16 protein-coding genes and 4 tRNA genes are annotated in these 21,566 nt (G+C 50.3%); 1 reads left to right on the top strand and 19 read right to left on the bottom strand.

All coding sequences use genetic code 11. From position 1 onward, the window contains the following. Window positions 1–180: 180 nt before the first annotated feature. From rpoC to KFF03_RS00735, 19 genes are all read right to left on the bottom strand, one after another. Window positions 181–4,407 carry a DNA-directed RNA polymerase subunit beta' gene (rpoC, locus tag KFF03_RS00825; protein WP_255858392.1) on the bottom strand — a complete coding sequence of 1,409 codons (4,227 nt, stop codon included), beginning with the start codon at window positions 4,405–4,407 and terminating at the stop codon, window positions 181–183. Between the two features lie 20 nt (window positions 4,408–4,427). Beyond that, the gene (gene rpoB, locus KFF03_RS00820) at window positions 4,428–8,501 is read right to left on the bottom strand and encodes a DNA-directed RNA polymerase subunit beta (protein ID WP_255858391.1); all 4,074 of its coding nucleotides are present in this window, start codon (window positions 8,499–8,501) and stop codon (window positions 4,428–4,430) included. 221 nt (window positions 8,502–8,722) lie between these two features. Next, the gene (rplL, locus tag KFF03_RS00815; protein WP_255858390.1) at window positions 8,723–9,094 is read right to left on the bottom strand and encodes a 50S ribosomal protein L7/L12; all 372 of its coding nucleotides are present in this window, start codon (window positions 9,092–9,094) and stop codon (window positions 8,723–8,725) included. A gap of 76 nt (window positions 9,095–9,170) precedes the next feature. Further along, window positions 9,171–9,665, bottom strand: a complete 495-nt coding sequence (rplJ, locus tag KFF03_RS00810; RefSeq protein ID WP_255858389.1) for a 50S ribosomal protein L10 — start codon at window positions 9,663–9,665, stop codon at window positions 9,171–9,173. A gap of 230 nt (window positions 9,666–9,895) precedes the next feature. Further along, window positions 9,896–10,591 carry a 50S ribosomal protein L1 gene (rplA, locus tag KFF03_RS00805; RefSeq protein WP_255858388.1) on the bottom strand — a complete coding sequence of 232 codons (696 nt, stop codon included), beginning with the start codon at window positions 10,589–10,591 and terminating at the stop codon, window positions 9,896–9,898. After that, window positions 10,591–11,025 carry a 50S ribosomal protein L11 gene (rplK, locus tag KFF03_RS00800; protein WP_255858387.1) on the bottom strand — a complete coding sequence of 145 codons (435 nt, stop codon included), beginning with the start codon at window positions 11,023–11,025 and terminating at the stop codon, window positions 10,591–10,593. Before rplK ends, rplA begins: the two co-directional genes overlap by 1 nt. Window positions 11,026–11,102: 77 nt before the next feature. Further along, entirely contained in the window at window positions 11,103–11,639 is a 537-nt protein-coding gene (gene nusG, locus KFF03_RS00795) for a transcription termination/antitermination protein NusG (protein WP_255858386.1), read from the bottom strand. 12 nt (window positions 11,640–11,651) lie between these two features. After that, window positions 11,652–12,047 (bottom strand): preprotein translocase subunit SecE, encoded by a 396-nt coding sequence (gene secE, locus KFF03_RS00790; protein WP_255858385.1) that lies wholly within the window; start codon window positions 12,045–12,047, stop codon window positions 11,652–11,654. Between the two features lie 50 nt (window positions 12,048–12,097). Next, a tRNA-Trp gene (locus tag KFF03_RS00785) sits at window positions 12,098–12,174 on the bottom strand. A 193-nt stretch (window positions 12,175–12,367) separates the two neighbouring features. Continuing rightward, window positions 12,368–13,591, bottom strand: a complete 1,224-nt coding sequence (gene tuf / locus KFF03_RS00780; protein ID WP_255858384.1) for an elongation factor Tu — start codon at window positions 13,589–13,591, stop codon at window positions 12,368–12,370. Between the two features lie 112 nt (window positions 13,592–13,703). After that, window positions 13,704–13,779 (bottom strand) — tRNA-Thr (locus KFF03_RS00775). Between the two features lie 4 nt (window positions 13,780–13,783). Next, a tRNA-Gly gene (locus KFF03_RS00770) sits at window positions 13,784–13,857 on the bottom strand. Between the two features lie 76 nt (window positions 13,858–13,933). Beyond that, window positions 13,934–14,017: transfer RNA gene (locus tag KFF03_RS00765), tRNA-Tyr, on the bottom strand. A gap of 100 nt (window positions 14,018–14,117) precedes the next feature. Next, window positions 14,118–14,783 carry a hypothetical protein gene (locus KFF03_RS00760; RefSeq protein WP_255858383.1) on the bottom strand — a complete coding sequence of 222 codons (666 nt, stop codon included), beginning with the start codon at window positions 14,781–14,783 and terminating at the stop codon, window positions 14,118–14,120. Continuing rightward, on the bottom strand, window positions 14,759–15,502 hold the full coding sequence (locus KFF03_RS00755) for a type III pantothenate kinase (protein WP_255858382.1): 744 nt from the start codon (window positions 15,500–15,502) through the stop codon (window positions 14,759–14,761). The genes KFF03_RS00760 and KFF03_RS00755 overlap by 25 nt, the downstream gene beginning before the upstream one ends. Then, window positions 15,483–16,439 carry a bifunctional biotin--[acetyl-CoA-carboxylase] ligase/biotin operon repressor BirA gene (birA, locus tag KFF03_RS00750; protein WP_255858381.1) on the bottom strand — a complete coding sequence of 319 codons (957 nt, stop codon included), beginning with the start codon at window positions 16,437–16,439 and terminating at the stop codon, window positions 15,483–15,485. Before birA ends, KFF03_RS00755 begins: the two co-directional genes overlap by 20 nt. 202 nt (window positions 16,440–16,641) lie before the next feature. Beyond that, a complete protein-coding gene (locus KFF03_RS00745) occupies window positions 16,642–18,846 on the bottom strand; it encodes a TonB-dependent receptor (RefSeq protein ID WP_255858380.1) in 2,205 nt (734 codons plus the stop codon). A 36-nt stretch (window positions 18,847–18,882) separates the two neighbouring features. After that, on the bottom strand, window positions 18,883–19,194 hold the full coding sequence (locus tag KFF03_RS00740; RefSeq protein WP_255858379.1) for a hypothetical protein: 312 nt from the start codon (window positions 19,192–19,194) through the stop codon (window positions 18,883–18,885). Between the two features lie 104 nt (window positions 19,195–19,298). Continuing rightward, window positions 19,299–20,435, bottom strand: a complete 1,137-nt coding sequence (locus tag KFF03_RS00735) for a potassium channel family protein (protein WP_255858378.1) — start codon at window positions 20,433–20,435, stop codon at window positions 19,299–19,301. A 128-nt stretch (window positions 20,436–20,563) separates the two neighbouring features. Between KFF03_RS00735 and KFF03_RS00730 the strand changes: the two genes are divergently transcribed. Then, window positions 20,564–21,559 (top strand): adenosine kinase, encoded by a 996-nt coding sequence (locus KFF03_RS00730; protein ID WP_255858377.1) that lies wholly within the window; start codon window positions 20,564–20,566, stop codon window positions 21,557–21,559. Window positions 21,560–21,566: the final 7 nt, after the last annotated feature.

Raw genomic sequence — 21,566 nt, 5'->3', positions numbered from 1 at the left:
AAAGGGGCCGGAAGCATACTCGGATCAGGTTAAAAATTCAACTATTTCGACAACCTCTGAGTAAAATTCAGGCAAATGAATTTTCTCCAAACCCAAAAGCAAAAAACCGCTGCCTCCTTGCGGAAACAGCGGTTTTTATGGGTTCTGTTCAGCTCTTAATCTGAGCTGAATTCACCGGTTTTACAGCTTGTCGCTGAACGCTTCGCTCAGTTTCGCTTCCATATCTTCAGCAGAGATACTTAAGCCTTCTGGCGTTGCTTTCAGGCGCTCGTTCTCACGATCCTGACGCTTACGCTTACGTTCTTCGTGGTAAGCCAGACCAGTACCCGCTGGGATCAGACGACCCACAACCACGTTTTCTTTCAGGCCGCGCAGGGTATCAACTTTACCCGTTACTGCACCTTCGGTCAGAACCCGTGTGGTTTCCTGGAACGATGCTGCGGAGATGAAGGATTCTGTTGCCAGAGACGCTTTGGTGATACCCAACAGTACACGCTCGCCTTTGGCAGTGATCTTACCTTCTTCTTCCAGCTTCTCGTTTTCAGCCAGGAAGTTAGAGTACTCAACCTGATCACCTGGAATGAAGCTGGAATCACCGGCTTCAGTAATCAGAACCTTACGCAGCATCTGACGTACGATGACTTCGATGTGCTTATCGTCAATGCCTACACCTTGCAGACGGTAAACTTCTTGCACTTCGTTGGTTACGTACATCGCCAGATCGCCCACGCCTTTTAAGCGCAGAATATCGTGCGGGTTTAACGGGCCATCAGAGATGATCTCACCCTTCTCAACCTGTTCACCTTCGAACACGTTGAGGTGACGCCATTTGTGAATCAGCTCTTCATACGGCTCGCTGCCGTCGTTCGGAGTAATCACTAAGCGCTTCTTACCTTTGGTCTCTTTACCGAAGCTCACAGTACCCGTGATTTCTGCCAGGATAGCAGGCTCTTTTGGCTTACGCGCTTCGAACAGGTCGGCCACTCGTGGCAGACCACCGGTAATATCTTTGTTACCGGAAGACTCTTGTGGAATACGTGCAATCACGTCACCCACGGATACTTCAGTACCGTCTTCGTGGCTCACCAGTGCGTTAGCAGGCAGTAAGTACTGTGCTGGTGCATTGGTACCCGGCAGCATTACGTCGTTACCCGACGCATCCACCAGTTTCACCATTGGACGAATATCTTTACCCGCCGCCGGACGATCTTTGGCGTCGATCACTTCAATAGAAGACAGGCCAGTCAATTCGTCAGTCTGACGGTTGATGGTGATACCTTCTTCCATGCCAACGAATTCAATACGACCTTTCACCTCAGTAACGATTGGGTGAGTGTGCGGATCCCAGCTTGCCACTTTCTGGCCAGCTTCAACCGCCGCGTTGTCTTGTACTGAAATCACTGCACCGTATGGCAGTTTGTACAGCTCGCGCTCACGACCGTGATCGTCAGCAACCGCAATCGCACCGGAACGGGAAACCGCTACCAGGTCGCCATTATCTTTGGTCACTGTCTTCATGTTGTGCAGACGAACGGTACCGGAGTTCTTCACCTGAACGCTGTCGGCTGCCGATGCACGCGATGCCGCACCACCAATGTGGAAGGTACGCATGGTCAGCTGTGTACCCGGCTCACCAATGGATTGTGCTGCGATAACACCAACAGCTTCACCCACGTTCACCTGATGACCGCGACCCAGGTCACGACCGTAACAGCTTGAACAGATACCAACGCGAGATTCACAAGTAATCGCAGAACGTACGATCACTTCATCGATACCTTCGGCTTCGATGGTTTGTACCCAGGCTTCGTCGATCAGGGTACCGGCTGGTACTACGATGTCGCCTTCAGAACCTGGCTTGTAAACGTCGGTTGCAACCACACGACCCAGAATACGGTCGCCCAGCGCTACAACAACGTCACCACCTTCAATCAGCGGTGTCATTACCAGACCACGCTCGGTACCACAGTCACGATCGGTTACTACCAGATCCTGCGCTACGTCTACCAGACGACGCGTCAGATAACCGGAGTTAGCGGTCTTCAATGCGGTATCGGCCAGACCTTTACGCGCACCGTGGGTCGAGGTGAAGTACTGCAGTACGTTCAGACCTTCACGGAAGTTCGCCACAATTGGCGTTTCGATGATGGAGCCATCCGGCTTCGCCATCAGACCACGCATACCGGCCAGCTGACGGATCTGAGCCGGGCTACCCCGTGCACCAGAGTCGGCCATCATGTATACCGAGTTGAAGGACTCCTGCTCAACCTCGTTACCTTCGCGGTCGATCACACCTTCTTTACCCAGGTTGTCCATCATGGCTTTCGCTACCAGCTCGTTGGCACGAGACCAGATATCGATAACCTTGTTGTATTTCTCACCGTGGGTTACCAGACCGGAAGCGAACTGGCTTTCGATCTCTTTTACTTCGGCTTCTGCGTTAGCAATGATTTCGGCTTTTTCGTCCGGAATCACAAAGTCGTTCACACCAATGGAAGAACCTGACTTAGTCGCGTATTGGAAACCGGTGTACATCACCTGGTCAGCAAAGATAACGGTATCTTTCAGACCCACACGGCGGTAAGCGGTGTTGATCAGTTTAGAGATCGCTTTCTTCTTCATCGGCTGGTTAACCAGCTCGTATGGCAGACCTTTTGGCACGATGCGGAACAACAATGCACGACCAATGGTGGTATCGACCACTTTGGTTTCGGTCGTCATGTTGCCGTCCATGTCAGCAACGGTTTCGGTAATACGTACTTTTACTTTGGCTTGCAGATGAGCATTACCAGAGTCGTAAGCGCGGCTTACTTCTTCCAGATCGGCCAGGAACATGCCCTCGCCTTTGGCGTTAACACGCTCACGGGTCATCCAGTACAGACCCAGTACCACGTCCTGAGATGGTACGATGATTGGCTCACCGTTCGCAGGAGACAGTACGTTGTTAGTTGCCATCATCAGCGCACGAGCTTCTAACTGTGCTTCGATGGTCAGCGGTACGTGTACCGCCATTTGGTCACCGTCGAAGTCAGCGTTATACGCCGCACACACTAATGGGTGCAGTTGAATCGCTTTACCTTCGATCAGCTGAGGTTCGAATGCCTGAATACCCAAACGGTGAAGCGTTGGTGCACGGTTCAGCATCACTGGGTGTTCACGGATCACTTCAGCCAGGATATCCCAAACTTCAGCGGTCTCACGCTCAACCATCTTCTTCGCTGCTTTGATGGTGGTCGCTAAACCACGGTGTTCCAGCTTGGAGAAGATGAACGGCTTGAACAGTTCCAGAGCCATTTTCTTCGGCAGACCACACTGGTGCAGGCGCAGCTTAGGACCTACGGTAATTACCGAACGGCCTGAGTAGTCAACACGCTTACCCAACAGGTTCTGACGGAAACGACCCTGCTTACCTTTGATCATGTCAGCCAGAGATTTCAGCGGACGCTTGTTCGAGCCCGTAATGGCACGACCACGACGACCGTTATCCAGCAACGCATCAACCGATTCCTGCAGCATACGTTTTTCGTTACGTACGATGATGTCCGGAGCATTCAGCTCTAACAGACGCTTCAGACGGTTGTTACGGTTGATCACACGACGGTACAGATCGTTCAGGTCGGACGTTGCAAAACGGCCGCCATCCAGAGGTACCAGTGGACGCAGATCTGGCGGCAGAACCGGCAGAACTTTCATGATCATCCACTTAGGATCGTTACCTGACTGATGGAAGGCTTCTAAGATCTTTAAGCGCTTAGACAGCTTCTTGATCTTGGTTTCTGAGTTAGTCGCCGGAATTTCTTCACGCAGGCGGTTTACTTCTTCTTCCAGATCAATCTGACCTAACAGAGCTTCGATCGCTTCGGCACCCATTTTGGCGTCGAATTCATCACCAAACTCTTCAATCGCTTCGTAGTATTGCTCGTCGCTCAGCAGCTGACCCATATCCAGGGTCGTCATGCCAGGCTCGGTCACTACGAAGGACTCGTAATACAGAATACGTTCGATATCACGCAGCGTCATATCCAGCATCAGACCGATACGGGACGGCAGTGACTTCAGGAACCAGATGTGAGCCACCGGAGACGCCAGGTCAATGTGACCCATGCGCTCACGACGTACTTTCGCCTGAGTTACCTCAACGCCACACTTCTCACAGATCACACCACGGTGCTTGAGACGCTTGTACTTACCACACAGACATTCGTAATCTTTGATTGGACCAAAGATACGCGCACAGAACAGACCATCACGCTCTGGCTTGAAGGTACGGTAGTTAATGGTTTCTGGCTTTTTAACTTCACCAAAAGACCAGGAACGAATCATATCCGGCGAGGCGAGGCCGATGCGGATCGCATCGAACTCGTCAGCGTTGTTTTGATTACGCAGAAAATTAACTAAATCTTTCATTTTGCTTTAGCTCCACGCCCTTATTCGTTTTCCAGTTCGATGTCGATACCCAGTGAGCGGATCTCTTTAACCAATACGTTAAAGGATTCCGGCATACCGGCTTCCATACGGTGGTCGCCGTCAACGATGTTTTTATACATCTTGGTACGACCGGCCACGTCATCCGACTTAACGGTAAGCATTTCCTGCAGCGTATACGCCGCACCGTATGCTTCCAGTGCCCATACTTCCATCTCACCGAAGCGCTGACCACCAAACTGCGCCTTACCACCCAGCGGCTGCTGAGTAACCAGGCTGTAAGAACCGGTAGAACGCGCGTGCATTTTGTCGTCTACCAGGTGGTTCAGTTTCAGCATGTACATGTAACCTACGGTTACCGGACGGTCGAAGGCATCACCGGTGCGGCCATCGTACAGGGTAACCTGACCGGAATCCGGGATGTCCGCCAGACGCAGCATACGTTTGATTTCGCTTTCTTTGGCACCGTCAAACGCTGGTGTTGCCATTGGTACACCGTTACGCAGGTTGTTAGCCAACTCCATGATTTCAGCATCAGAGAAGCTGTCCAGGTCTTCGATACGGCCATCACCACCGTTGTAGATCTCGTTCAGCAGTTCACGCATCTTAGCGATCTCTTGCTGTTCTTTGATCATACGGTCGATCTTAACGCCCAGACCTTTAGCGGCCATGCCTAAGTGAGTCTCCATGATCTGACCCACGTTCATACGAGACGGTACACCCAGTGGGTTCAGCACGATATCAACCGGCTCACCGTTACTATCGTATGGCATATCTTCGATTGGCATGATCGCAGAGATAACACCTTTGTTACCGTGACGACCTGCCATCTTATCACCCGGCTGGATCTTACGTTTGATAGCAAGGTAGACCTTAACAATCTTCAGTACGCCCGGAGCCAGGTCATCGCCAGTTTGCAGCTTACGCTTTTTGTCTTCGAACTTGTCATCCAGTTCTTTGCGACGATCAATGAGAGACTGTTCGGCTTTTTCCAGTACTTCAACCAGAGACTCGTCTTGTGGACGGATCTTGAACCAGTCGTCGCCAGCCAGATTCTGCAGGTACTCTTCAGTTAACGGAGAGCCTTTAGCTAAGCCTGGTGCCGCGTTAACAGTTTGACCCAGCAATGCACGTTGCAGACGCTCGTAAGTTGCGCCCTGAACAATACGCATTTCTTCGTTCAGGTCTTTACGGATTTCGTCCAGCTGAGACTGTTCAATTTCCAGAGCACGCTGATCTTTCTCAACGCCATCACGGGTAAATACCTGTACGTCGATAACCGTACCTGTGGTGCCGGTCTTAACACGCAGAGAAGTATCTTTAACGTCAGACGCTTTTTCACCAAAGATCGCACGCAGCAGTTTTTCTTCTGGAGTCAGCTGAGTTTCACCTTTCGGTGTCACTTTACCTACCAGAATGTCGCCCGGCTTAACTTCTGCACCGATGTAAACAATACCGGACTCATCCAGCTTGTTCAGTGCCGACTCACCCACATTTGGAATATCAGAAGTTACTTCTTCTGCACCCAACTTGGTGTCACGCGCCACACAGGTCAGTTCCTGAATGTGGATGGTGGTTAAACGGTCTTCCTGAGCAACACGCTCAGACAACAGGATGGAATCCTCGAAGTTGTAACCATTCCAAGGCATGAACGCCAGACGTAAGTTCTGACCCAGTGCCAGCTCACCTAAGTCAATAGATGGGCCGTCAGCCATGATGTCGCCACGATTAATGATATCGCCGGCTTTCACCAGAGGCTTCTGGTTAATACAGGTGTTCTGGTTAGAACGGGTGTATTTGGTCAGGTTGTAGATATCCACACCGGCTTCGCCAGCCATGGTTTCTTCATCACGAACCTTGACCACGATACGGGAAGCATCAACGGAGTCGATCACACCACCACGCTTGGCAACCACACACACACCGGAGTCTGCCGCTACCGCACGCTCAATACCGGTACCAACAAATGGCTTCTCGGATTTCAGCGTTGGTACAGCCTGACGCTGCATGTTCGATCCCATCAATGCACGGTTAGCATCGTCGTGTTCCAGGAACGGAATCAGAGATGCTGCGATGGATACAACCTGACGTGCAGATACGTCCATCAGGGTTACTGCATCCGGAGACATCACGGTGAATTCGTTCTGGTGACGTACCGAGATCAGGTCGCCTTGTAAGCGGCCTTCGCTATCGGTTTCTACCGACGCCTGTGCAATTACGTAGTCTGCTTCTTCAATTGCAGATACGTAAATGATTTCGTCAGTAACCACACCGTTGTTTACTTTACGGTACGGAGATTCCAGGAAGCCGTATTCATTGGTGCGGGCAAAGGTTGCCAACGAGTTAATCAGACCAATGTTTGGACCTTCCGGCGTTTCAATAGGACATACGCGACCGTAGTGAGTCGCGTGTACGTCACGCACCTCGAAGCCAGCACGTTCACGGGTCAGACCACCCGGGCCTAACGCAGAAATACGACGCTTGTGAGTTACCTCAGACAGCGGGTTGTTCTGGTCCATAAACTGAGACAGCTGGGATGAGCCGAAGAACTCTTTAACCGCAGCAGCAACCGGCTTGGCATTGATCAAATCCTGAGGCATCAGGCCTTCAGATTCCGCCATGCTCAGACGCTCACGTACCGCACGCTCAACACGAACCAGACCCACACGGAATTGGTTCTCAGCCATTTCACCCACAGAACGGATACGACGGTTACCCAGGTGGTCGATATCATCGACGATGCCTTTACCGTTACGGATCGAGATCAGGGTACGCAGTACTTCAATGATGTCCTGCTTATCCAGAACGCCAGCACCCAGAATTTCTTCACGGCCGATACGACGGTTGAACTTCATACGACCTACTGCAGACAGGTCATAACGCTCATCAGTGAAGAACAGGTTTTCGAACAGCGCTTCGGCAGATTCTTTGGTTGGTGGCTCACCAGGACGCATCATACGGTAGATTTCTACCAGTGCTTCCAGCTGGTTGGTGGTCGGGTCAGTACGCATGGTGTCTGACAGGAACGGACCACAATCCAGTTCGTTGGTGTAAATTGTTTCAAACGCATCCACGCCTGCTTCTGCCAGAGAAGCCAGCAGCTCAGCGCTGATTTCAGAGTTGGCCGGAGCCAGAACTTCACCGGTACGGGTGTCGATCACGTCTTTTGCAATCGCTTTACCCAGCAGGTACTCAGCTGGAACAGACAGCTCTTCCACACCGGCTTTTTCTAACTGGCGAATGTGACGCGCGGTAATACGACGGCCGCTTTCAACAATCACATTACCTTCGTTATCCATGATATCGAAGGCCGCAGTTTCACCACGCAGACGCGCAGGAATCAGCTTCAGCATGGCGCCATCGGCACTTAAACGGTAGCTGTCGTTCTCGAAGAATTCCGCCAGAATTTCTTCAGTGCTGTAACCCAGAGCGCGCAGCAGAATAGATGCTGGCAGCTTACGGCGACGGTCGATACGAACGTAAACCAGATCTTTCGGATCGAATTCAAAGTCCAGCCAGGAACCACGGTAAGGAATAACACGTGCGTTATACAGCAGCTTACCGGAAGAGTGTGTCTTACCTTTGTCGTGATCGAAGAATACACCCGGAGAACGGTGTAACTGAGATACGATCACACGCTCAGTACCATTAACAATAAAGGTACCGTTATCGGTCATCAGGGGCATTTCGCCCATGTAGACTTCTTGTTCTTTAATATCTTTGATGGCTTTGGTGGAAGATTCTTTGTCGTAAATGATCAGACGAACCTTCACACGCAGCGGTGCAGCGTATGTTACGCCACGCAGCATACATTCTTTTTCATCAAACGTAGGTGTACCCAGACGGTAGCTTACGTATTCAAGTGCTGCATTCCCGGAATAGCTTACGATAGGGAAAACAGATTTAAATGCAGCATGTAAACCAAGATCGATGCGATCTTCGGAGTTAGCTCCCTCTTGCAGGAACTTGCGATATGAATCGATTTGAATGGCCAGAAGGTATGGCACATCCATGACGTTCGGCAGTTTACCGAAATCCTTTCGGATACGTTTTTTCTCAGTATATGAGTAAGCCATCAGTTATCCCCGGACTGTTGCCCCGATTGGGTCATCATTGGACCTGTGTACAAGCTAGCGCTTGCTGACTGAGCCAGTAAAGGCTGGTAATTCTTGCGCCATTTAGTGTCAGCGCTAGGACAATCGCGTAGAACGCGAAAAGGCTGACGGGTTTAACCCCGCCAGCCAATCGTCGCATCAGACTTTAATGCGACAGTAACGGCATTGCAACAATGCGCAAATTACTTAACTTCAACAACTGCGCCAGCTGCTTCCAGCTCTTCTTTAGCTGCTTCAGCGTCTTCTTTCGATACGCCTTCTTTAACAGCAGCAGGAGCGCCATCAACGATTGCTTTAGCTTCTTTCAGACCCAGACCAGTCAGACCGCGAACAGCTTTGATCACGTTAACTTTCTTGTCGCCTGCAGCGCTCAGGATTACGTCGAATTCAGTTTGTGCTTCAGCAGCTTCAGCGCCACCTGCAGCAGGACCAGCAGCTACAGCAGCAGCAGCAGATACACCGAATTTTTCTTCCATCGCTTCGATCAGCTCAACAACGTCTTTTACAGACATTTCAGCTACAGCATTGATGATATCTTCTTTTGTCAGAGACATGAGACAATTCCTAAATTTAAAGGAGCTTTAAATAGCTCGCTAAATTGTTGGTAGAAAAGGCTTATTTTGTTAAAAATTAAGCCGCTTCTGATTCTTTTTGGTCGCGGATAGCAGCAATGGTACGTACCAGCTTGCCAGCGGATGCTTCTTTCATAACGCTCATCAGTTTCGCGATAGCTTCGTCGTATGTTGGCAGGCTTGCCAGCATCGCTACGTCTACCACTTCACCTTCGAAGGCACCAGCCTTAACTTCAAACGCGTCGTTACCTTTTGCGAACTCTTTGAAAATACGAGCTGCAGCACCAGGGTGCTCGGTGTTAAATGCGATTAAAGTTGGGCCTTTAAACGAGTCAGTCAGACACTCGTAATCAGTACCTTCAACAGCACGACGTGCCAGCGTGTTACGGACAACCTTCATCCATACGCCTGCTTCACGTGCTTCTTTACGTAGAGCGGTCATGGCTTCTACTGTTACGCCACGAGAGTCGGCAACAACAGCAGAAAGAGCACCTTGAGCTGCTTCCTGGACTTCGGCGACAATCGCCTTCTTATCTTCGAGTCCTAAGGCCACGATTAACTCCTACAAGTTAAATTGAGCTCTTACGAGCCAGTCTCGGTGTGACAATTCAGAATTCTGAAGGGGCCACACACCATCTACGCAGGAAATAATTAAGCTCAGAGGTCAGTGACCTCATTGCTCCTGCGGTCTTTGACAGCTACCGCCGGTACAGCTCTGCAGTGCAGAATCCGGCGATAACCCCAAAGATGATTTTGATACTCAGATCAGATGTCTAAAAGGGCTTAGATATCCAGAGCAGAGTGATCAACAGTCAAGCCAGGACCCATAGTCGTAGACAGAGTCACTTTCTTCATGAATACGCCTTTGGCGGAAGAAGGCTTGGCTTTTTTCAGATCAGCCAGCAATGCAGTCAGGTTTTCTTTCAGTGCGTCTGCAGTGAAATCAGCCTTACCGATTGTGGTGTGAATAATACCGTTCTTGTCGTTACGGTAACGAACCTGACCTGCTTTTGCGTTCTTAACCGCAGTAGCAACGTCTGGCGTTACAGTACCAACTTTTGGGTTTGGCATCAGGCCACGAGGACCCAGAACCTGACCCAGCTGACCAACAACACGCATTGCGTCTGGAGAAGCGATCACAACGTCGAAGTTCAGATCACCTTCTTTCATTTTCGCAGCCAGTTCATCCATACCAACTTCGTCTGCACCAGCTTCTTTAGCGGCATCAGCGTTAGCACCCTGAGTGAACACAGCAACACGCATAGTTTTACCAGTACCGTTTGGCAGTACAGTAGAGCTACGAACGTTTTGGTCAGATTTACGAGCGTCGATGCCCAGATTTACAGCAACATCAACAGACTCTTTGAATTTTGCAGCAGGCAGAGAAGCCAGTACTTCAACCGCTTCTTCTACAGAGTAAACTTTGCCAGCTTCTACTTTTTCAGCGATCAGCTTTTGGCGCTTAGTCAGCTTAGCCATTACTCAACTCCTTCCACATTCAGACCCATTGCACGAGCAGAACCAGCGATGGTACGAACAGCAGCGTCCATATCAGCAGCGGTCAGGTCTTTCATTTTAACTTCTGCGATTTCTTCCAGCTGAGCACGGTTTACAGTACCGACTTTCTCAGTGTTTGGACGACCAGAACCGCTCTTGATACCAGCGGCTTTTTTCAGCAGGAAGGATGCTGGCGGAGTTTTGATCTCGAAAGAAAAACTACGGTCGTTGTATACAGAAATAATTACAGGAACTGGTGCGCCCGCTTCCATACCTTGGGTCTGTGCGTTGAACGCTTTACAGAATTCCATGATATTCAGACCGTGCTGACCCAGAGCAGGACCAACCGGCGGACTTGGGTTTGCTTTACCAGCACCTACTTGCAGCTTGATATAAGCTTCGACTTTCTTAGCCATGATTTACTCCAAATGGGTAATAACGCCTTACGGCTTCCCGACACTTAGCACTCGGTTAAGCGTCATTTAATTGCGTTTTACGCGGATTTTTCGACCTGAGTAAACTCAAGCTCAACCGGCGTAGAACGACCAAAAATAGTGACAGCCACCTGCAAACGTGATTTCTCATAATCAACGCTTTCAACCACACCGTTAAAGTCGGCAAATGGGCCGTCAATAACACGAACCACTTCACCTGGCTCGTAAATGGTTTTGTGAGTAGGCTTATCAGCACCATCCTGAACACGCTGCAGAATGGCATCCGCTTCACGCTCAGTAATTGGCGCAGGCTTATCAGCAGTACCGCCGATAAAACCCATCACACGCGGCGTCTGCTTAACCAGATGCCACGAGTCATCATTCATATCCATTTGCACAAGCACGTAGCCTGGGTAGAACTTACGCTCACTCTTGCGCTTTTTACCGTCACGAACTTCAACCACTTCTTCGGTTGGCACCAACACATCACCAAACAAGTGCTGCATTTCGTGCAGTTCGATTCGTTCTTTTAAAGTGTTTTGAACACGCTTTTCGTAACCAGAGTAGGCGTGTACCACATACCAGCGCATAGCCATATCGATTTACCTTCAGCCTACGATTAACGAAACCAGCCAACCCAGCAGAGAATCCAGACCCCACAAGATTAAAGCCATTACAAACACAACAACCACAACAATCATTGTGGTTTGGGTTGTTTCCTGACGCGTCGGCCATACAACTTTGCGACGCTCGATATTGGCTTCTTTCAGCAACTGCAGAAAGGCCTGACCTTTCGCAGTCGTTAACGCTGCGCCCGCAGACAACAACATTAACGCAACAACTGCCAACACTTGGAACAACAGAGGCAGCTCTTCGCCTTGCGCTTCCAGATAGAGATCCGGAGCCATGTAGTTACCCACTACAGCGGCGGCAAAAAGAGCAATCGCTACCAGCCATTTAACAATATCTAATGGCGAATTATTTGCTTTGCTTTCGGTACTCATTACTATTCCCTGAAGCCAAAAAAGGCAGCCGAAGCTGCCATTTAGGAATGTGGCAGGCCAGGAGGGATTCGAACCCCCAACATGCGGATTTGGAATCCGCCGTTCTGCCAATTGGAACTACTGGCCTAAAGTTCACTCAATTAGGGCGCTGTACTATACAGCAGCTTTTTCATTAATCAAGTGCTAGCTCTTGAAAAATCAAGAAATTTTAGGTTTTAACCACAAAGAAAATACTCTTCATGGCCGGAGTGGCGAGCCCATTCACAACCCACCACCCCAAAAGCCAAGTCAAACTGGCTTTTTGAGATAAAACTTACGTTTTACTCTACGATAGTCGCTACAACACCAGCGCCTACAGTACGGCCGCCTTCACGGATCGCAAAACGCAGACCTTCGTCCATCGCGATCGGAGCGATCAGCTCAACAGACAGAGTCACGTTGTCACCTGGCATTACCATTTCAACGCCTTCTGGCAGCTCAACAGCACCGGTTACGTCAGTCGTACGGAAGTAGAACTGTGGACGGTAGCCTTTGAAGAATGGCGTGTGACGACCACCTTCATCTTTACCCAGTACGTAAACTTCTGAAGTGAACTTGGTGTGAGGAGTGATAGAACCTGGCTTAGCCAGTACCTGACCACGCTCAACTTCGTCACGCTTAGTACCACGCAGCAGAACACCAACGTTCTCACCTGCACGGCCTTCGTCCAGAATCTTACGGAACATTTCTACACCAGTACAAGTAGTGGTAGTAGTTTCCTTGATACCGATGATCGCAACTTCTTCACCAGTATTGATGATGCCGCGCTCAACACGACCAGTTACAACAGTACCACGGCCCTGGATAGAGAATACGTCTTCGATTGGCATGATGAAGTCGCCGTCGATTGCACGCTCTGGCTCTGGGATGTATTCGTCCAGAGTTTCTACCAGCTTCTTAACAGCGGTAGTACCCATTTCGTTGTCGTCTTCGCCGTTCAGAGCCATCAGAGCAGAACCTGGGATGATTGGCGTGTCGTCACCTGGGAAGTCGTATTCAGACAGCAGGTCACGCAGTTCCATTTCAACCAGTTCCAGCATCTCTGCGTATTCTTCAGAGTCTGCGCCGCCGCAGTCTTCAGCCAGCAGGTCAGCTTTGTTCAGGAATACCACGATGTATGGCACGCCAACCTGACGAGACAGCAGGATGTGCTCACGAGTCTGAGGCATTGGGCCGTCAGTAGAACCACATACCAGGATAGCGCCGTCCATTTGAGCAGCACCGGTGATCATGTTCTTAACATAATCCGCGTGTCCCGGGCAGTCTACGTGTGCGTAGTGACGGCTTGGGGATTCGTATTCAACGTGAGAAGTTGAGATGGTGATACCACGCTCACGCTCTTCTGGTGCGTTATCGATACCTTCAAAAGCTACCAATTCGCCGCCCCATACTTCTGCACAAACGCGTGTCAGCGCTGCAGTCAGAGTGGTTTTACCATGGTCAACGTGACCGATGGTGCCTACGTTTACGTGCGGTTTGGAGCGCTCAAACGTTTCCTTTGCCATGACTCAATTCTCTTTAAGTTGAGGTTTAACAGTTTTCGATACCGAAAACACTTTTCAAAATCACATACACAAAAAGGCAGACCAATGGCCTACCTTTCTGAATTCTAAATAATGGTGCTGATAGGCAGATTCGAACTGCCGACCTCATCCTTACCAAGGATGCGCTCTACCGACTGAGCTATATCAGCAAACTGGAGCGGGTAGCGGGAATCGAACCCGCATCATTAGCTTGGAAGGCTAAGGTTCTACCATTGAACTATACCCGCGACCTTACAAGTAGGTTCAAACGACCAAGCCTACCTGCTTGCTCCAATAGCCGTATCCGACAGCTATCAAAAATAGTGGTGGTGGGGGCTGGATTCGAACCAGCGAAGCTTTCGCGTCAGATTTACAGTCTGATCCCTTTGGCCGCTCGGGAACCCCACCGAAGTGGCGCGTACTATATTGAGCAGTGCCCTACCTGTCAACAACTTTTTTCTTATTTTTTATAAACTTATCGCAGACACTGCAATGAGTGCCGCAAACATTATTCGGAACAAGCCACCAGCTGCCAGTCGATATTACTGTCACCCGCCTGAATTCGTTCGCGCATCTTTTCATTCAGCTGTGCAACCTGATCAATTTCAACCCAATACTCACGCACCGACTTGGTAATGACACGAATTTCTACTGGAATATCAAAGCGTTCAACTTTCTTTTGCACACTCTGCGCCGACTTCTGATTACGGAACAGACCCAGTGAAACGCCTTCTGCCAGATCCCCCTGAGTAATGATGTAAGAATCTACCTTGCGCTGCTGCAATTCACGCAATGTCTTTAATGCTGCTGCGCGAGTGGCTCTGGGTGGTACATGCACCCAATATTCCGAGGGTTCATCAGTCGAGATATCCACCGAATTAATTTTTCCGGCCAGCGCCAACGCCTGAGCACGAGCCAGCAAATGCCTGGCATCCAATTCATCCGAATACGGCCCGGCAACATAACAACGCGCCTGGCGCACTTCAGAGTCTTCCGGGCGCTCAACAACAGCAACCAACGGCGATTTCAGCTCAGATACCAACTCAAGCTGCTTGTTACTATCAACCACCTGAACGGTTTGCGGAATAGGACGCGTGTCATTTCCCTGCTGCTGCCAAAACACGGCAAAGAGCAGCAAATTGGCAAACACTAGGGCAAAAAAGATCCAGCGCATAAGGATTCCATACCTTCAAAAATTAATTCCGGTGAATGCGTTATATCCACATCCACACCGCCATCAGATTGTAATGCCTGCGATAGCCATAAGCCGTCACCACCACAAACCCAAACACCGCAGCCTGGAAAATCAGTCATCACAGACAACACCAGTGCCAGTAATTGGCGCTGCACACCCGAACTGACACACCCCAGAGTATCTTGCCCAGGCCCGGCATGAGCTGCACCTCTCTCATCAGCAAAGGGATTAACCCGCTGCGTATGCTGAAACAACGCCAGCTGGGCCAGCTGCAATCCAGGAACAATCCAGCCGCCCTGATGGTGATTGTCTTTAGTCAGCAAATCAAGCGTCAGCGCCGTACCGGCATCCACGACTAACACATCACCATCATGCAGCTGACGGGCACCCAACATTGCCAGCCAACGGTCCACCCCCAACCGGCGGTGATCCGCGTAACAATGAACAAACAGTGGAAAGCTTGCCAACGGCTCACTCAGCCAAACCAGTTTATCAGCAAACACCTGCTGCAATTGCTGATGCAGCTGAGGCTTATCCCGCACACAAGACACAACCAGACGCGTGATATCAAACGGCCAGCTGAGCGCAAAAAAATCCGAATCCTGGCAAGCGCCGGTAGTCCAGTGAGCCGCATCGGTAGCAGAGCGGTAACCCCACTTGATACGGGTATTGCCAATATCAAGAAACAGGTCGGACACTGATCTCTCCGGCCACAATAACCTCCATACCCTTATCAGTATGCAACAACAACTCGCCTTTGCGGTTGACGCCTTTCACAATGCCACGCTTATCATTACCCGGACTAAGGATCACAACCTCCTGATTGTGATAAATGTCTCGCTGCGACCAATACTCCTGAAACACCGCAAACCCCTGCTTCTGGAACTCATCCACCGCCAACAGCAGCTCATTCAACAGCACGGTTGCAACATCATTGCGGGATAAGTCCGGGCGGATATTTTTTAATGCCGTCCAGGGCTGGCCGATGTCTTCGGCGTCTTTATCACTCAGTGACAAGTTCAGACCAATACCAATCACCACCTGGCAGTGGCTGTTATATTCTCCGGTGACCTCCAGCAGAATGCCCGCCAGCTTTTTACCATCGGCATAAATATCATTCGGCCATTTAAGGCCAACATCTTTAATACCCAACTTCAGCAATGCCCTTTCAACCGCAATCGCCGTCACCAGACTCAAACCTTCGAGTGCTGCAACACCACCACTGAATGACACCAACAGAGAGAGATAGATATTTTTGCCAAACGGACTGACCCACTGACGACCACGGCGACCACGACCAGCAGCCTGTTTCTCCGCCATCACAGCATAACGTTTGCCCATATGGTCTGAGGCTTTCTGAAACAGATACGAGTTAGTGGAATCAACATCCAGCAGTACCTCCAGACAATCCAGGCGCTGACTGATACCTGACTGAATACGCTCGCCATCCAACAGTTCAATTTCGTCATGCAACCGGTAGCCCTTGCCCTTCACCGAAGAATAAGGAATATCGAGGTCATCAAGCTTCTTGAGCTGCTTCCAGACGGCGGCACGACTGACACCCAAGGACTCTCCCAACTCTTCACCAGAGTGGAACTGCCCATCGGACAATAAGCCTAATAATTTATTCAGCATGTCAGCCTCCCGATCTTTGTTGTTATCAACAAACAATAATTGTCATCGACAAACTATATCAGAAGCCATGCTCGACGAAAGCAGACAACCAGAAAAGTCAGAGTGGTTTACAACGAATAGCCATTTCAAAGACATAAAAAAGGCCACGCAGTTCGCTGCGTGGCCTCACTCATATTCGCTTTAAAGCATTCGAAAAGCGATATCAGAAACGTGCATTCAATGACAGCTTAAAGCCGCGCCCAGGTTGCGCCACCTGGTTTTTCACGAAGGACGTATGGTAACGAATATCTTCATTCAGCAGGTTGTTGCCCTGCAGATCAATACGATATTCAGCACCTTCTGTACTGATAAGATATCCCACACCCGCGGTTAACTGCTGATAGCTATCGGTTTCGATTTCTTCGATTTCATCACCGCCATCCGAGACACCAAAGGTAGCCGTGCGATCCTGTTTAGCAACAAAGGTATGCTGCGCATAAGCGGTCCAGCTGGTTGATTCGAAATTCACCCCAAAACCGACACGATCGGACGGCATACGTGGTAAATAATCACCATTATCGAGCTTGCCACGCACGCCATCGGCCATTGCTGTGACTTCCCAGAAATCAGCCAACTGATAAGCCAGCTGCAATTCAGCACCCGTCAACGTTGCCTCATCCTGTTCAAAGCGATAAGCCTGCAGCCCCTCAACTTCAAGCAAATCCCCCTCCGCGACAACCGCATTCTGGAAAATAAAATCATCAATCTGATTGCGGTATACACTCAGAGAGCCTGTCAGCGCGCCGCTGTTTTTACGCAACGCCAGGTCGACATTTAACGCCTGCTCTTCATCCAGATCCGGATTACCAATGTCATAGCTCAGGGTGGATTCATGAGCACCACAAGAAAACAGTTCTTCAACCGCCGGAGCACGCTGCGCACTGGTCAATGAGCCGGCAACCTGCCAGCCTTCTGATAATTCCTGAATCAGGCCAACCGACACACTGTGATTGGTGAAATCTTTATCATCGACATCCGCAGCAACAAAACCACAGGCTGCATCCAATTCACCCGGATTCGATGGTTTGTGTGAAACACTATCGAGACGCGCACCCACCTCTAAGGTCAGGTCTTGCCACTGCTTCTCACCTAACCAGAATACAGCCAGCTCCTGAGTATCAGTTTCCGGCACCAGAGCCTCACCACCAATGGCCGAAAATTCTTTAGCTGCGATCTGACTGCCTAACACATGTGTCACACCCAGCATTTCCTCCAGCACTAATTCTGCACGCAATTCCTGAGCTTTGTTTTTGAACGTGGTTGGGCCGTGTTCATGTTCGTCTTCATGCTCCTCACCCTCTTCATGTTCTTCTTCCTCGTCGTGCTCTTCTTCACCATGAGCTTCTTCATGCCCTTCGGTGTGTTCATAATCCGTCAGTGCCAGCTTAATACTGAGCGACTCTGCTCCCGCAAACGGCGCTTTAAACAAACCATCCAGATCAATACGGGTACTTTCTAATTCAACCCGAGCCGGGCCTTCTTCCTCTTCGTGGTGCTCTTCACCCTCTTCTTCGTGTTCTTCGCCTTCTTCTTCATGCTCGTCTTCATGACCATGACCTGGCAAACCAAATTCGGCATCCAGACGGCTCACAGCAATACCCACATGACCACCGTCGGCTAACTCGTAACTGCCACCCAAGGCGAACTGACGATTATGCTCAACATCACTATTGTCCTGACGCTTGCCTTCGGCATCGTGACGCTCGATTTCACCATCCTCTTCGCGGTGAATCTCTCCGGCATCAGATGGGATACGGTAATCGTCCGAGCTGGTTTGTGCTGCATCCAGGTGCCAATGCCACTGGTCTTTTTTACCTTCATGGCTCAGCGCAATTTCTTTGCCGTCGTTAACGCTGTTAACACCCAAGCGCACATTGGTTTCAATACCTTCGTGATCATCGGCGTGAGGTACACGATCATCCACCACATTCACCACACCACCAAAAGCACCATTGCCATAGAGCAGTGAGGCCGGGCCACGCAATACTTCCACCTGCTTGGCACCATGGGTATGTACAGCAACAGCGTGATCCGGGCTGACTGATGACGCATCAATGGCCTCTAAGCCTGACTGCAGCACTTTCACTCGAGCTCCGCCCAGACCACGAATCACCGGACGACCCACCTCCGTACCAAAACTGGCATTGTGAACACCTGGCTGCTGCGCCAGAGTTTCACCCAATGATTGAGCACGATGACGATCCAGCTCTTCACCGGTTAACACAATGCTTGGCTGAGCAATTTCAGACTGCGATTGATTGGTTGGTGTTGCCGTAACACGAACCTTATCCAGCTCAACATTTTCCTGAGCATGAACAGGGGTAAAAGACGCACTGGCAACGGCCAACGCCAACAGGTGCTTACGCATGAGGTACTTCTCCAAAATACAGATAAAAATTTGGTTTTATAGTGTTAATAAAGGTGACTGAGAAACAGTGACCATTGGAGGAGCACGAGCCGGAGCACCGACATTGATACGACGTGGCGCAACAAACGCCAGCAACAGTTGAGGAGAGAGGTCCAGCACCAGGGCTGGCAACGCAATTAATAGCGGAGGAATAACACCGGATGGATCTAACGCCTGCAAACAATATTCACAGTGCGTCGTCATGCCGTCATGAGCAAGCTGCTCATGCAGTGTTTGCATACTCGCAACCAGCACCATCAGGACACTGAATACGATCGCTAACAACGATGTATGACGACGAAACGGCATAAGCCAACCAAAAGAGACGTTATAAGATTACAAAGTCTGTCATCACCAAACGAAAGAGTAAAGACAGCAATCCGCTCTATAGGATGCCAGCAAACCGAAAAAGTTCAGATCAGATTTTCCATACGCTTATTAAAGTGCACTTCTATCGCGCGCTGAATATCACGAACACACACTGGCCGCTCGGTATGCACCAGTAAAATCAGAGACTGGGCGTGAACATGGTGATCGCCATCCGGATGTTTGATCACCGAACCTTCTTTGGTTACATACGCCAGCGGTGTACCAAGGTTGGCCTGCACCACTGCATTAACAACATCTGCCCAGCGCTCCCCTTCGAGCCAGACCGGAAATCGCACTGTGTGGTCATCAGCATGGGTAAACATATCCTCAATCACCTGCTCAGATCCAGGCGCTACCATGGCGCGTACGATGATCTCGGGGTATGAACGAATCGGACGCAGAATCACCGGAATATCCAATTCCCTGAGCCGCCCACGATTCGCATCATCCACACATTCGACCATGACTTTATTGCTGATGTGCAACGAGTACAGGCGATGCGCCACATCAAAGGTGAAACTGTCACTGTCAGTGGAATATTCATCCCGGGCCAGCACCACGATGTGGCGAGCACGCTCAGCGCCGGCACGTTTAAGGTCTTCCGGGCGACTGGCTGAACCGCTGACATGCACAACACCCAGCTGACGCAGGCAATCTGGTAAGCCGTCGGTAAAGGCTTCATTCAACAACAAGATGGGAGTTTCCGGATATTCACCACTCTCACGGATCTGGCTGATCAGGCGTACAAAGTAAGCTTCGTGATTGTACTTCGGCGAATTAATAATCAGGATGTGATCGGCCATATTCCAGTCCCAGTGTCCGGTTCGGATTCGCTCCCGTCGCGCGATGCGGAAATCCACATAGTCACTGATCAGAAACGTCATTAACGTAATACCACAAACATACATCAGCACTACCGTTGCCAGCTGCCCTACCGGCGTCGATGCCGACACGTCACCATAACCAACTGTGGTAATGGTGGTGAGTGTCAACCAGATTGCCGTCCAGACCGACATGCCTTCAATCGAAACCATGGCGGCAATATGCAAGCTGACAAACGACAACAAAATAGCCGCCGTGCGTAACACTGCACGGCGGATATTGGCATCGGTCTGATACACCGCATGACGGACACGCTGATGCTGACGAATAAAACGGGTTACCTTGTTCATAGCCGTCATAATAACAGCCTGAAGCAACGCGTCATCCGTCAGACTTGATCTGATGCAAGGGAGCGATACACTGCCATCAACTTATTCCTGATATCGGCTGATTTCCGATATCCACCGACAATAAACAGAGACAATATATGACGTATCACATTTATGGCATCGGCAACGCGCTGGTTGATAAAGAGTTCGAAGTACAGGACGAGTTCTTCACCAAGGCTGGCATTGAAAAAGGCATGATGACCTTAATCGAAGAAGATCAGCTGCATACTATGCTCGATACGTTAAGCACGGACTATGGTCTGAAAAAACGCGCTTGCGGTGGCAGTGCGGCGAACTCCATTATTGGCGCCAGCTATTTTGGCGCCAAAACCTTTTACACCTGCAACGTCGCCAATGACGAAGCCGGTGATTTTTACGTACAAGACCTGCAAGCCGCCGGCGTTGATACCAATATGGACGGTGATCGTGACTCAGGCGTTACTGGTAAATGCCTGGTGATGGTCACACCGGATGCCGAGCGCACCATGAACACTTACCTGGGTATCACCAGCGAATTACACGCCAAACACATCAACGAAGAGGCGTTAAAAAATTCAGACTACGTGTATATCGAAGGTTACCTGGTCACGTCCGACACTTCACGCGCAGCTGCCATTCAGGTGATGGAGCTGGCAAAGAAACACGGTGTGAAAACCGCCATCACCTTCTCCGACCCGGCCATGGTTCAGTTCTTTAAAGACGGCTTAAAAGAAATCATCGGTGACGGCGTTGATCTGCTGTTCTGCAACGAACAGGAAGCCATGTTATTTGCCGATACCGACAACCTGGATGATGCCGTTGAAGCCATGAAAAGTGTTGCCAAAACCTTCGCCATTACTCTGGGTTCCAAAGGCGCACTGGCCTTTGATGGTGAGTTGATGCACCCGATCATTCCGAACCCAACCACCGCCGTCGACTCTAACGGTGCTGGCGACATGTTTGCCGGAGCCTTCTTATATGCCATCACCCACGGTCACGATTTTGCCGCTGCTGGTCGTTTAGCCAGTGCCGCATCTTCCAAAGTCGTTAGTCAGTTTGGCCCTCGCCTGGAGGCTGAACAGCACGAACCATTAAAGTCAGCCCTCGACGGTTAATATCTTT

Origin of the sequence: Bacterioplanoides sp. SCSIO 12839 (assembly GCF_024397975.1) — a bacterium.
Classification (GTDB): domain Bacteria; phylum Pseudomonadota; class Gammaproteobacteria; order Pseudomonadales; family Oceanobacteraceae; genus Bacterioplanoides.
Note: the sequence above shows the minus strand (reverse complement) of the source record. Positions and strands in the feature narration are given on the sequence as shown.

Bases quoted from the DNA above. Each gene is read 5' to 3' on its own strand.
- rpoC (WP_255858392.1), bottom strand. From the start codon at position 4,407: ATGAAAGATTTAGTTAATTTTCTGCGTAATCAAAACAACGCTGACGAG.
- rpoB (WP_255858391.1), bottom strand. From the start codon at position 8,501: ATGGCTTACTCATATACTGAGAAAAAACGTATCCGAAAGGATTTCGGT.
- rplL (WP_255858390.1), bottom strand. From the start codon at position 9,094: ATGTCTCTGACAAAAGAAGATATCATCAATGCTGTAGCTGAAATGTCT.
- rplA (WP_255858388.1), bottom strand. From the start codon at position 10,591: ATGGCTAAGCTGACTAAGCGCCAAAAGCTGATCGCTGAAAAAGTAGAA.
- rplK (WP_255858387.1), bottom strand. From the start codon at position 11,025: ATGGCTAAGAAAGTCGAAGCTTATATCAAGCTGCAAGTAGGTGCTGGT.
- nusG (WP_255858386.1), bottom strand. From the start codon at position 11,639: ATGGCTATGCGCTGGTATGTGGTACACGCCTACTCTGGTTACGAAAAG.
- secE (WP_255858385.1), bottom strand. From the start codon at position 12,047: ATGAGTACCGAAAGCAAAGCAAATAATTCGCCATTAGATATTGTTAAA.
- tuf (WP_255858384.1), bottom strand. From the start codon at position 13,591: ATGGCAAAGGAAACGTTTGAGCGCTCCAAACCGCACGTAAACGTAGGC.
- KFF03_RS00760 (WP_255858383.1), bottom strand. From the start codon at position 14,783: ATGCGCTGGATCTTTTTTGCCCTAGTGTTTGCCAATTTGCTGCTCTTT.
- birA (WP_255858381.1), bottom strand. From the start codon at position 16,439: ATGCTGAATAAATTATTAGGCTTATTGTCCGATGGGCAGTTCCACTCT.
- KFF03_RS00745 (WP_255858380.1), bottom strand. From the start codon at position 18,846: ATGCGTAAGCACCTGTTGGCGTTGGCCGTTGCCAGTGCGTCTTTTACC.
- KFF03_RS00740 (WP_255858379.1), bottom strand. From the start codon at position 19,194: ATGCCGTTTCGTCGTCATACATCGTTGTTAGCGATCGTATTCAGTGTC.
- KFF03_RS00735 (WP_255858378.1), bottom strand. From the start codon at position 20,435: ATGACGGCTATGAACAAGGTAACCCGTTTTATTCGTCAGCATCAGCGT.
- KFF03_RS00730 (WP_255858377.1), top strand. From the start codon at position 20,564: ATGACGTATCACATTTATGGCATCGGCAACGCGCTGGTTGATAAAGAG.